Annotated in this window: 12 protein-coding genes; 7 read left to right on the forward strand and 5 right to left on the reverse strand. The window is 27.7% G+C overall.

Going from position 1 to position 12,328, the window contains the following annotated elements:
* Positions 1-66: 66 nt before the first annotated feature.
* Positions 67-2,349, forward strand: coding sequence for a PD-(D/E)XK nuclease family protein (locus tag ALEK_RS02095; protein ID WP_228289360.1), 2,283 nt, complete (start codon positions 67-69; stop codon positions 2,347-2,349).
* Between the two features lie 54 nt (positions 2,350-2,403).
* Here ALEK_RS02095 and prfB read toward each other — a convergent pair whose 3' ends face one another.
* The 5 genes from prfB to plsY form a co-directional block, all read right to left on the reverse strand.
* A complete protein-coding gene (gene prfB / locus ALEK_RS02100) occupies positions 2,404-3,498 on the reverse strand; it encodes a peptide chain release factor 2 (protein WP_071626468.1) in 1,095 nt (364 codons plus the stop codon).
* A 17-nt stretch (positions 3,499-3,515) separates the two neighbouring features.
* A complete protein-coding gene (locus tag ALEK_RS02105; RefSeq protein ID WP_071626467.1) occupies positions 3,516-4,166 on the reverse strand; it encodes a c-type cytochrome in 651 nt (216 codons plus the stop codon).
* Between the two features lie 130 nt (positions 4,167-4,296).
* The gene (locus ALEK_RS02110) at positions 4,297-5,424 is read right to left on the reverse strand and encodes a porin (protein WP_071626466.1); all 1,128 of its coding nucleotides are present in this window, start codon (positions 5,422-5,424) and stop codon (positions 4,297-4,299) included.
* A 213-nt stretch (positions 5,425-5,637) separates the two neighbouring features.
* A complete protein-coding gene (locus ALEK_RS02115; protein WP_071626465.1) occupies positions 5,638-5,961 on the reverse strand; it encodes a dihydroneopterin aldolase in 324 nt (107 codons plus the stop codon).
* A 37-nt stretch (positions 5,962-5,998) separates the two neighbouring features.
* Positions 5,999-6,622 carry a glycerol-3-phosphate 1-O-acyltransferase PlsY gene (gene plsY, locus ALEK_RS02120; protein WP_071626464.1) on the reverse strand — a complete coding sequence of 208 codons (624 nt, stop codon included), beginning with the start codon at positions 6,620-6,622 and terminating at the stop codon, positions 5,999-6,001.
* A gap of 110 nt (positions 6,623-6,732) precedes the next feature.
* Between plsY and nadA the strand changes: the two genes are divergently transcribed.
* The 6 genes from nadA (at position 6,733) to ALEK_RS02150 (ending at position 12,324) form a co-directional block, all read left to right on the forward strand.
* Positions 6,733-7,722 (forward strand): quinolinate synthase NadA, encoded by a 990-nt coding sequence (gene nadA, locus ALEK_RS02125; protein ID WP_071626463.1) that lies wholly within the window; start codon positions 6,733-6,735, stop codon positions 7,720-7,722.
* Complete coding sequence (nadC, locus tag ALEK_RS02130) at positions 7,719-8,540, forward strand: carboxylating nicotinate-nucleotide diphosphorylase (RefSeq protein WP_071626462.1); 822 nt, start codon at positions 7,719-7,721, stop codon at positions 8,538-8,540. Before nadA ends, nadC begins: the two co-directional genes overlap by 4 nt.
* Before the next feature lie 64 nt (positions 8,541-8,604).
* Positions 8,605-9,591, forward strand: a complete 987-nt coding sequence (locus ALEK_RS02135; RefSeq protein ID WP_071626461.1) for a DHH family phosphoesterase — start codon at positions 8,605-8,607, stop codon at positions 9,589-9,591.
* Positions 9,575-10,960, forward strand: coding sequence for a M23 family metallopeptidase (locus tag ALEK_RS02140; protein ID WP_071626460.1), 1,386 nt, complete (start codon positions 9,575-9,577; stop codon positions 10,958-10,960). The genes ALEK_RS02135 and ALEK_RS02140 overlap by 17 nt, the downstream gene beginning before the upstream one ends.
* On the forward strand, positions 10,957-11,862 hold the full coding sequence (gene lpxC, locus ALEK_RS02145) for a UDP-3-O-acyl-N-acetylglucosamine deacetylase (protein WP_071626459.1): 906 nt from the start codon (positions 10,957-10,959) through the stop codon (positions 11,860-11,862). The genes ALEK_RS02140 and lpxC overlap by 4 nt, the downstream gene beginning before the upstream one ends.
* A 9-nt stretch (positions 11,863-11,871) precedes the next feature.
* The gene (locus tag ALEK_RS02150; protein ID WP_071626458.1) at positions 11,872-12,324 is read left to right on the forward strand and encodes a hypothetical protein; all 453 of its coding nucleotides are present in this window, start codon (positions 11,872-11,874) and stop codon (positions 12,322-12,324) included.
* Positions 12,325-12,328 lie beyond the last annotated feature (4 nt).

The raw sequence follows: 12,328 nt of genomic DNA on the forward strand, positions 1-12,328 counted from the left end.
TTTGTCTTTCCCACATCTAGATCTATAAGATCTTTTATTAATGAGCAAAAGAGTAAATCAACTCTTTTGCCATTTACACTTACAATTGATGAGCTTTTTAAAAAGTCTATTATTTTAGAAAATAAAAAATATATTGACGAAGAAGAAAGATTTCTCTTCCTTAAAGAATCAATTAAAAGTATAGATGTATCAAAATTAGGTATATCTGATAACTTTACTAAGTTTCTAAAACAAAATGAATATATTTATAGGTTTTTCCTAGAGCTTGCAAGTGAGAAAGTAGATATAAATGATATTAAAATTGCTGATACATATGATTATTATTATGAACATTTAGAAATATTATCATCAATTAAAGATAATTATATTAAAAAATTAAATGAAAATAATTGTGTAGATAGATTAAATATTCATGAACATTTTAAAATTAATGAAAAGTTTTTAAATAAATTTTCTTCAATTGATTTGGTATTTGAAGGATATTTTACTAAAGTAGAATTTGACATTATACATGCTATATCTAACGTAATTGATTTAAATATTGAATTTCATTCAAATGAATATAATCAAAAATCAATTGATGTATTTAGAGATTTATTTGATGAGGATTTTGAACTTAATAAAAAATATAAAATATCATTAAAGAGTAAAAAAATTCTAGAGGTCTCAGAAATAATAAATAAGGTTAATTCTTTAGAAATAAAGGGATTTACTTCAAGAATAAACCAAATTGCCTATATAAAATCTTCAATTACTAAATGTGTACAAGATGGAATTGATCCCTCTACTATAGCACTTATATTACCTGATGAGAGTTTTGCTTCACAATTGCAGTTATTTGACAATGAGAAGTACTTTAACTACGCTATGGGTAAAGATATTAAAAATTATAGATTGTATGAAGTTGCATATAGTATTCACAGCTATTTAAATGAACATGAAATAAAAAATGAAAAGAATTTAGAATATTTAAAAATAGACAAAATATTCATAGAAAAGAATATAAAAGTTAAATGGAATAAGATTTGTACAAAAGAGATTTTTACTTTTGTATGTGATTTTGTTCGTTCTTGTGAAAATAATGCTGAGATATTAGAAAAATATGATGAAATAATATATAAACTAAATATATTACTTTTCTCAAGTAATAATGAGATACTTTTAAAGGATATATATAAAATTTTCTTACTAAGAATTTCAGAAATCAAACTTGATGATGTTAATGCAGGGAAAGTAACTGTTTTAGGTTTATTAGAAACAAGAGCTGTAAATTTTGAAACTATAATTATTTGTGATTTTAATGAAAATTTTATTCCAAAAAAATCTATTAAAGATAAATTTTTATCAACAAAAATTAAACAGATGACTAAATTACCTACTTCTTTTGATAGGGAGTTATTACAAAAATACTATTATAAAAGATTAATTGAGTCATCAAAAAATATATTTATTTCTTATGTTAATTCAGCTTCTAATCAAATATCTAGATTTGCAAATGAGTTATTTCCTAAAAGTATAGATGAAAAAATATATGATAATTATTATAGACATATTTTATATAACAATCATAATATCTCACATTTTGATGAAAATATTATACAAAGAGTTGATTTAACAAAAATCACTTGGTCAGCTAGTTCACTAAAAATATTCTTACAATGTAAAAGAAAATTCTATTTACAATATATATTAAAACTAAAAGAGCACACAATATCATTAAAACCTAAAGCCTTTGAATTAGGTGATATTGTACATTCTATTCTTGAAGATTATTATAAAATTGATGAGAATTCGGATGATTTAACTTATGAGCGAATTGAAAGATTATTTACAAAATATACGACATCTAATCCATTTTTATTATTAGATTTAGAAATATGGAAAAAGAAGTTATATGAATTCTATTTATATGATTTAAAAAGACTTGAGAATAGAAAAATTATAGGACTAGAGAGGTCTTTTGATATAGAATTTGAAGGTTTTAAATTAAAAGGTATAATCGATAGAGTTGATCAACAAGATGACACTTATGAAGTCTTAGATTATAAGACTTCAAGTGCATTAAAAGTTGACACATTAAAAAATTATGAAAAGAGTAGTGACTTCCAGTTAGAGTTTTATTATCTAGCAATGAGTGAGATTTATAAAACAGATAAAGTTAATGTTTATTATTACGATTTACATAATACAAAGCTTATTGAAGAAATTGCTTTAGATAAAAAATTAGAACTATTAGTTGAAGTTTTTAATAGTTTAAAAGAGATGTCAAATAAAGAAATTTCTTTTAATAAATGTGAAGACAAAGCAGTTTGTAATTTTTGTATTTATAATACTATTTGTGATAGATAATAAAAAGAATATATAGAGCATTTAGCTCTATATGTGAGTAAAAATACTTATTCCCTAAACAGAAGTTGCAATTAAAACGTCTTCTATTACTTTTGTAATATCTCCGTCTAATATAGCTTCAACATTGGAATAACCAATATTTGATCTTGTATCTTTAACTTGTTGATATGGTTGCATAACGTAAGATCTGATTTGATGTCCCCATCCAATTTCACTTTTTTCTACACCATTTTTTTCTGCTAGTTGTTTTTCTAATTCAAATTCATAAAGTCTAGATTTTAACATTTTTAAAGCACTTGCTTTATTTTTATGTTGTGACCTATCATTTTGACATTGTACTACTATATTTGTTTCTATATGAGTAATTCTAATAGCTGACTCAGTTTTATTAACATGTTGTCCTCCAGCACCACTTGCTCTATATGTATCAATTCTAATATCTTTATCTTCAATAACAATATCAATATTATCATCAACTTCAGGAGATACCATTACTGAGGCAAAAGATGTATGCCTTTTTGCATTAGAATCAAAGGGTGAGATTCTAACAAGTCTATGAATACCATTTTCTGCTTTTAAATAACCATAGGCATTTTCACCTTTAATTATGAACGATACATCTTTAATACCAGCTTCTTCACCTGGTTGGTAGTCTAGTAACTCAATTTTAAAGTTTTGCCTTTCAGCCCATCTTAAATACATTCTATAAAGCATTGCTGCCCAATCTTGTGATTCTGTTCCACCAGCACCTGGATGAATAGAAACAATTGCACTTGAAGCATCATCTGGATTTGATAACATTACTGATATTTCAGTAGATTTAATTAAATCTTCTAATTCATTAGCTTCATCATGAAGCATTTCAAAAGTATCATCATCTTTTTCTTCATTAGCTAATTCAAAAAGTTCATTTGTACCAGAAAGGGCATCGTTGGCTTTATTAAATTTACTTAGTTTTGATAATAATCTATTTTTTTCAATACCAATTTTAGTGGCATTTGCTACATCATTCCAGAAGTCTTGATCTGCTTCAAGTGCTTCAATCTCTTTTAGTCTTGAATCAAGTTCATCTGGTTTTAAAATGTCTTTAATATTATTAAGTTTTGTATTTAGTAATTTTAATAATTCTGTATATTCATATGCATCCACGTAAACAGTATCTCCAGTTATTTTTTATTAATAGAATCTAAGTATGCTTTAATTTTTCTTAAAGCAGTTTCTGTTGTATTAGCTGCAATTGGTCTCATTATTATATTATAACCATAACCAAATTCATGACTATTAGTATATCTTCCAATTGCATGACTCATATCATCAATTGACATATCCCTTAATGGAGTGGCTACATTATAAGCAGATTTTTCTCCATTTACTCCATGGCATGATTGACATTTTTGAGTATATATCTCTTTACCTTCTTTTTTCAAGGAAATAATTTCTCTTATCTTTTTCTCTTCTATTTCTTTTTTCTTTTTTTCTTCCATTCTTTTTATAATTCTATTCTCTAAATCTTTTTGATTAAAAGTTGAATTCTGGTTAGATGTATTTGAAAAATTAGAATTTGATACAGAATCTTTTAGAATATAAATGAAATTATATTTTCCATTATTTGATGTAGTGATTTTAATATCTTCAACACTATATCCTTTTTCTTTCATTTCTAATAAAGAATAAGTACTTTTACATTCTCCTCCATCAAGCTTTGTGGATTCTATTGTGGCCATTGAATTATGGTTTTCTTTGAAACACATTGTACTTTGCGCAAATATTGATGTTGTAACTAAAAGTGTAATTGTAAGTGGTTTTATAAGTTTCATTTTTATCCTTCAAAATTTAAAGGATAGTTTATCATAAAGTGACTTGTTATATTTTTAAGATAAAAAAAAAGCTAGAAGCGAACTTCTAGCTTTTTATAAGTTTAGTAATTTACTAATTCAAATCAGAAGATTAGAAAGAGTATTTAACTTCAACTCTACCTCTTTGACCATCAGCGTTGTCAGAAGTAGCATTTGAATCATACTCAGCATATCTTACGTATGAAGTTAAGTTTTTAGACATTTTGTAAGTAACTTGACCTAAAATTTCTTCTACATCTTTACCAGCAGCTTTACCTTGCTCACCAGCAGCATAAGCAGCTCTTAAAGAAACTTTATCAGTTAATGCAACAGATGCATCTAAAGCAAATAATTCTAAGTCAGCTCTATTAGATGAACCTAAGTTCCATAATAAGAATTCAGAAGCTGATTCTAACCCATCAGAGTTAGCCTGGCTATCAATTGCACCTGAACCATTATCACCAGTTTGTGCATATGTTAATTTAGCAGAAACAATTCCAGCTTTACCAGATACGTAAGCTTTTAATGTACTTCTATCATCTAATGAAGCTGCAGCTACACCAGTTTTTGAATCTAACTCAGATTCAGTATATTCAATACCGGCTTTAATCATTTCAATTGATGCATCAGCTTTGATACCAAAAGTATCAACAGTATCTTCAACAGTTGCGTATTGACCTAATAATGATACAGGACCAACGTTACCCATAGCAATTACAGAGTAAACTGCTTGTGAACCATTGTAAGAGATAGCAGATAAATCAACATTGTGGTTAGCAAATGCAGCAGCACCAACAGTTGCAGCACCTAAGTTGTATAATGCAACCATACCGTCACCTTGAGCACCATCAGTTAATCTTCCAGGGATATTTTGTTGACCAGCATTAACAGTTAATGCTCCATCAGCATAAGAGAAGTAGTAATCTTCAATTTCTACGTCACCTTTACCAGATGGTGAGTTGTCTTTATGATTACCAGCATTATCAATTTTGAATACTGCAGTAACTTTATCATTAACAGGTACTTTAACACCAATTTCAACTTCTACGTCAGAGTTAGTTTCGTTATTTGTACTTGCTCCAGTAGTTTCACCATCAACGTTTTTTTCTTGGAATCTGAATCTGAATTGACCAGAAACATCAACACCTTTGATTGCTTCTTCTAAAGATGCTGCATTAACGTTTGTTAATCCTGCTACTGCTACTGCTGTTACTAAACTTAATTTTGCGATTTTTTTCATTTGTTCTCCTAAAATTTCGAAATCTATATTCAGTTTATCGGAGCGCGCGAACAATTCAAATTTTGTTTTTGAACCTTTTCCGATATACCGTTAGAGCCATTCTACATCACTAAATTTTAAAGTTTTCTTAAAAATAGGGCAATTGTGGTTAATTAATTGTTAATTTAAGGTAGATTTTAATTAACAAGCCATTAATGCTTTGTTATTGCTATGTTAATTTGAGAGTGTTACAATACAGTCTTTTAGGATATCAGGCTTAGATATTTTAATACTTAATTTATTTATTTTATACAATTTGTATAGTTTTTTCTCAATATATAAAATTGCATCTTCTAAAAGTTCAAATTTTTTGTTTTTCATGATAGATTTTACTAGTTCTGATACTTCAGAGTAATCAATAAAGTAGTTTTTTGTATATTGGTAGTTAAAAGAGATATTAATAATAACTCTTTGTTTTTTAATTCTTTCAAAATCTAATATTCCTATTATGCATTTGAAAGTTAAATCATTTATTTCTATTGTTAGTTTTTTTTTCATATAAAAAAATTATTTGAGAAGAAGAGTTATCTATATATTAGATAACTCTTTTCTCTTCTCCTTTTATAACTCTAATAATATTTGGAATATGTTTATAGAATATAATAAAAGCAATAATATATAATGGTGCATTAGATCCAATGTTTAATCCATCATACATTAATACTGCACTTACAACTACAGCTGTTAATCCAAGTAGAGACGAAACTGAAGAGATTTTAAGTACTTTAGCACATATAATCCACACAGCAGCACCTATAAGTGTAGGAATTGGAACTATTGCAATATAAACACCTAGTCCAGTAGCAACACCTTTACCACCTTCAAGTCCTAAGTAGATTGAATAACAATGACCTAGTACAGCAAGTACAGCTATTGCCCATAATGTTGATTCACTCATTCCCATGCTCATTGCAAATAGTATTACTAATGTACCTTTTAGTGCATCAAGAATAACAGTTGCAGCTCCAAGTTTTTTCGCTAATGATGGATTTGTTTCTTTTACAACTCTTAAAACATTTGTTGCACCAATTGATTTACTTCCTGCACTTTTAATATCAACACCTGCAAAAGTTTTTGCTAATAAAAGTCCAAATGGTATTGAACCAATTAGGTATGCTGCAATGTAAAATAGTATATTTGGGTTTGTAAAAAAATCCATTAATTCCCTTTGTTTATTGTTATATAGACGATAGTCAGTTTTTAGTTAAATGGATTATAACAAAAATTTAGTTATATTATCATTTAAAAATGTTTTGTTGAAGGTTTATTTTGAATTTAAAAGAAGAGATAATAAGACTAAAAGAAGAGTTAGACGTTACGTTAGTAGCGCATTTTTATCAAAGAGATGAAGTATTTGAATTAGCTGATATTACAGGTGATTCTCTTGAATTAGCAAAAAGAGCTAAGGCTACGGATTCTGAATTTATTGTATTTTGTGGAGTTGGTTTTATGGGAGAGAGTGTTAAAGTACTTTCACCCCAAAAAAGAGTTCTTATGCCAAAAATTGCATGTTGTGCAATGGCTAGGATGATTGATGAAGGTTATTATGAAGAGAACCTAAAATTAATCAATGATGCTGGAATTGCAAATGAAGATATTCTTCCAATTACATACATTAATTCAAGTGCTAGAGTAAAAGCTAGAGTTGGAGAAATGGGTGGAATGGTATGTACATCATCTAATGCATACAAAATCATTGAAAAAGGCTTAAAGTCTGGGAAAAAGATATTCTTTGTTCCGGATAGATGTTTAGGTCAGAATTTTGCTAAATCTCTTAATTTAAAATCTGCAATTGTAGGTGATGGAACTGACTTAAAAGAAGCAGATATTATTTGTTATAACGGTTTTTGTTCTGTTCATCAACTATTTACAGTTGAAGATATAGAATTTTATAGAGAGAAATACGAAGATATTTTAATTGCTGTTCATCCAGAGTGTGATCCAGCTATTTGTGATAAAGCAGATTTTGTTGGATCTACTTCTCAATTAATTGAATTTATAAAAGAATTACCAGAGGATCAAAAAGTTGCTGTTGGTACTGAGTTTAATATGGTAAATAGATTAAGAACAAAGAATACTTATATTTTATCTTCAACAAAACCAGAATGTCCAACAATGAATGAAACGACATTAGAAGATGTATACAATACATTAAAATCAATAAAAGATGATAAGATCATAAAAGAAACAGAGATTTTTATTGACGAAGATACCGCTAAATATGCTAAATTAGCCCTAGAAAGGATGTTTGAAGTATGATTAATATTAAGAAATTCGTAAAGAATGCAATTATTGAGGATAATGGTAGAGGGGATTTATTTTTTGATGTAGCCCCTAAAGGTAGATTTACTGCACGTGCAATCTCAAAATCAGATGGTATTGTTGCTGGAATTCAATATGCAAAAGTATTAGCTAGAACTGAAAAGTTTGATTGTAAATTCCTTAAAAGAGATGGAGATCCTATTAAAGCTGGTGAAGTTATTGCTGAACTTGAAGGTAAGGCTTCAATTTTATTATCAAGTGAGCGAACATTCTTAAACCTTTTACAACATGCATCTGGCATTGCTACTATGGCAAATGAATATGCAAAACTAATGGAAGGTACAGGTGTTGTTTTATTAGATACAAGAAAAACAAGACCACAATTAAGAGATTTTGAAAAATATGCTTCAAGAGTAGGTGGAGCAATTAACCATAGACTTGGTCTTGATGATTGTTTAATGCTTAAAGATACTCACTTAAGAACTATCAAAAACTTAAAAGAATTTATTAAAAAAGCAAGAAAAAGAATCTCTTGGGTTACAAAAATCGAAATTGAATGTGAAACTTTCTCTCAAGTAGAAGAAGCTATGGAAGCTGGTGCTGATATTATTATGTGTGATAATATGACACCGGAACAAATAAAAGATGTTGTTAAATTCAGAGATGAGAATTTCTCTCATATTTTATTAGAAGCTAGTGGAAATATTAACCTAGATACAATTAGATCTTATGCTGATTCTGGTGTTGATGCAATTAGTAGTGGTAGTATAATACATCAAGCAACTTGGCTTGATTTCTCAATGAAGTTCGACTAGATTTGTTAACCATTGGTTATTATAAATTTAATAGAATAAATAGTCAAAAAATAAAGGATAGATCTTGAAAAAAGATTTTATAGTTAGTAATAAAATAGATATGTCAGCATATACAAAGGCCTTAGAGCTTATTGAAAAAAGTAGATATATTCTAATAATTACTCATGTAAATCCAGATCCAGATACTATCTCTTCAGCTTTAGCTTTATCAAATCTGTTTTTTGAGAATAAAATTAAACATAAAGTCTATAATATAAGTTCTGACTTACCTCAAAACTTAGACTTTATAGAAAGATTTGACAAGATAACAGATCAATTACCAAAGTTTTTTGATTTAGCAATTTCAGTTGATTGTGGTACATATAAAAGATTAGGTTTTACACTTGATCCCTCAATTCCCTTAATCAACTTTGATCATCATAAATCAAATAATGACTTTGGAGATATAAATATAGTAGATCCAATGAAAAGTTCAACAGCAGAAATAGTATATGACTTTTTTAAACACAATGGTTTATATATTACTAAAAATTCTGCAACAGCATTATATGTTGGTATTTATGATGATTCATTAGCATTTTCATTGGGAAGATGTGATGAATTAACATTTGATAAAGTTAACTTTTTAGTTCAATGTGGAGCAAGTCCTTCTGGAATTGCTAATAAATTACTAAGAAGAGACTCATTAGCTAAATATAGAATTATACCTAAGGTATTAGATAGTTTAGAATTATTTAAAGAAGGTGATATTGCCAGTATTTATGCTCAAACTGCATGGTTTGAACAAACTGGTGCACACAATAGAGATTGTGAAGATGCCTTAGATATGATTATGAGTATGGCAATAGTGAAAGTTGCATTTTTTGTACGAATTGTTTCTGGAATATCAAGAGTTTCTATTAGATCAAAGGGTGAAGTTGATGTGTCAAAAATCGCTGCTGTTTTTAATGGTGGTGGACATTTTAACTCTGCTGGATGTACAATTGATACAAAAGATATTGAAGAAGCCAAACAATTAATATTAAAGGAAATTTTTGAGTTTTACAAGTAGAAAAAAAAATATTAAGATGCAAAGACTTCTAATATACACAACAATTATTATAATTGCAGCAATTACTGCATTTGTATTTTTATCACCAATTTTTGAAAAAAATAGTCCGAAAATATCTTTAGAAAAAAGTATATTTTGGAATTTAAAAACACCATTAAAAGTTGAATTAAGTGATGACAATGAAATTCAATCTTATAAAATTACATACAATAATGGAAAAACTGAACAAGAATTAAAAACAAAAATCATTAGTCAAACTAAGGGATTAATTACATTAGATATTTTAGCTCCTAAAATTGATAGAATGTCTTATCCTAAAGATGTTGTTCTAAATATTGAAGTTTCTGATACAAGTAAATGGAATTTCTTTAGAGGAAATGTTCTAAAAAAACAAATTGATGTAAAAATTGATAGAAAAAAACCAACAGCTAATGTGATTAATAACTCTTATTTAATAAGGCAGGGTGGAAGTGCTACCGTAATTGCTGAAATTAAAGATGAAAATTTAGCTGATTTTTATGTATCATTTAATAATGATGAGAGATTTGAATTAATACCTTTTTATAAAGACAACTTTTATATGGCAATTATTGCATGGCCAATTGATATAGACGAATTTAGTAAAATTAGTATTGTAGCAATTGATAAAGCAAAAAATAAAACTGTAACAAAAGTGCCATATTATATTAAAAGTTTAAAGAAAAAAGTTGACAAGATTAAAATCTCAGATAGATTTATTAATCAAGTAACAAAAGAAGTTCTTACTAAAAGTGGTTTTGATATTCCAGATTCTCAAGAAGATTCATTTGTTTTAGCAAATAAAGACTTAAGAGAAAATAATGTTTTAACTATTAGAACTGAAGTAAGACGAAATATGAATATGGATATGGTCTCAGAATTTAAACTAAAAGCTTTTAGACAGTTAAGAGGTGCTAAAACTTTTGCTGGTTATGGTGAAAGAAGACATTACTTTTATGATGGTGATAAAATAGATGAAGCTTGGCATTTGGGTATGGACTGGGCAAGTATTAAAAAAGCTAAAATTTATTCAACAAATGAAGGTAAGGTTATTTTTAAAGATTATTTAGGAATTTATGGGAATACAGCAATTATTGACCATGGATATGGATTATCTACTTTATATGCTCATACAAGTGCTTTAAATATAGAACTAAATGATGAAATTTCTTTTAATCAACTAATTGCAAATACAGGCTCGACTGGGGCTGTATTTGGAGATCATTTACATTTTGGAGTTCTTATTCAAGGTATCGAAGTTAATCCACTAGAGTGGATGGATAGAAAATGGATAAAAACAAACGTAACTAATATTATGAATCAAGCTAAGAAAGTGATAGATACTAAATGAAACAAAGAACAATTGCAAAAGAAGTAGAAATTGTAGGAATTGGATTACATAAAGGCGTTCCTGTAAAAATGAGATTAGAACCATTAGATTCAGATATGGGAATAATTTTTTACAGAGTTGATGCTGGGGTAACTATTCCTTTAGAAATTGCCAATGTAGTTGATACAAAAATGGCAACAGTTATTGGTAAAGATGATGTTGTAGTTTCAACAATTGAACATTTATTATCAGCAGTTTATGCATACGGGATTGATAATTTAAGAGTAGTAATCGATAATGATGAAGTTCCAGTATTAGATGGAAGTTCATCTGGATACTGTATGCTTATTGAAGAAGCTGGTATTAAAGAACTTGATAAGTCTAAAAAAGCTATCAAAGTTAAAAAAGAAGTTGAAGTTACAACTCCTGAGGGTAAAAGAGTATGTCTTAAACCTTCAAATCACATTGTATATGATTTTAAAATATCTTTTGATCATCCATCAATTGGTGAGCAAAACTTTCATTTTGATTACTCTATTGCTGAATATAAAGAAAATATTTCAAGAGCTAGAACATTTGGATTTTTACATGAAGTTCAATACTTAAGAAGTGTTGGTTTAGCTCAAGGTGGCTCTATGGAGAACGCTATTGTTTTAGACCAATCAAAAGTATTAAATCCAGAAGGTTTAAGATATACAGATGAGTTTGTAAGACACAAAATCTTAGATGCAATTGGTGATATGGCTTTATTAGGTTATACCTTAGTTGGAGAATATGATGCAGTTGCTGGTTCTCACCATTTAAATCACTTATTAACGAAAGAGTTATATAAAGATCCTGAGAATTATGAAATTATCGATTTAGAAGAAGCTAGTGCTGAAGCAGAAGTATTTGAATTAGCTTATTCTAAAGTTGAAATATAAGGTTTATAATTGATAGAAGTTTTAGTTATAAGTATCTCAAATCCAATATTAATTGGTATATATGAAAATGAAGAATTAATTAATGAATATAAAATTGAAGGTAAAACATCAGATTTACTACCTTCTTTATTTGAAAAATTATTAAATAAATATAATATTAAAAGATTAAATTATGTTAATACGCCTGGATCTTATATGGCAATAAAAGTTGCGTATATCTTCCTAAAAACAATTAGCATTACAAAAAAAATTGAGTTCAGAGCTGTTGAAGGTTTTGAATTTAATGAAAAATCTCCTATAAAAGCCTTGGGTAAAAAGTACTTTATAAAAGATGGAAAAGACGTTAAAGTAGAATTTTTAGAAAAAGATTGTATAATTCGCGACTTTAAGTTACCTAAGAGTATAAGTAACATAAATTTTAACAAACAGACATTACCAATTTATAATTTACCAGCTGTTTAAGAAG

Source organism: Poseidonibacter lekithochrous (assembly GCF_013283835.1).
Taxonomy (GTDB): Bacteria; Campylobacterota; Campylobacteria; order Campylobacterales; family Arcobacteraceae; genus Poseidonibacter; species Poseidonibacter lekithochrous.

What these genes read in the sequence shown, in the direction of transcription:
- ALEK_RS02105 (WP_071626467.1), bottom strand. Translation starts at nt 4,166, where the DNA reads ATGAAACTTATAAAACCACTTACAATTACACTTTTAGTTACAACATCA.
- ALEK_RS02110 (WP_071626466.1), bottom strand. Translation starts at nt 5,424, where the DNA reads ATGAAAAAAATCGCAAAATTAAGTTTAGTAACAGCAGTAGCAGTAGCA.
- ALEK_RS02115 (WP_071626465.1), bottom strand. Translation starts at nt 5,961, where the DNA reads ATGAAAAAAAAACTAACAATAGAAATAAATGATTTAACTTTCAAATGC.
- plsY (WP_071626464.1), bottom strand. Translation starts at nt 6,622, where the DNA reads ATGGATTTTTTTACAAACCCAAATATACTATTTTACATTGCAGCATAC.
- nadC (WP_071626462.1), top strand. Translation starts at nt 7,719, where the DNA reads ATGATTAATATTAAGAAATTCGTAAAGAATGCAATTATTGAGGATAAT.
- lpxC (WP_071626459.1), top strand. Translation starts at nt 10,957, where the DNA reads ATGAAACAAAGAACAATTGCAAAAGAAGTAGAAATTGTAGGAATTGGA.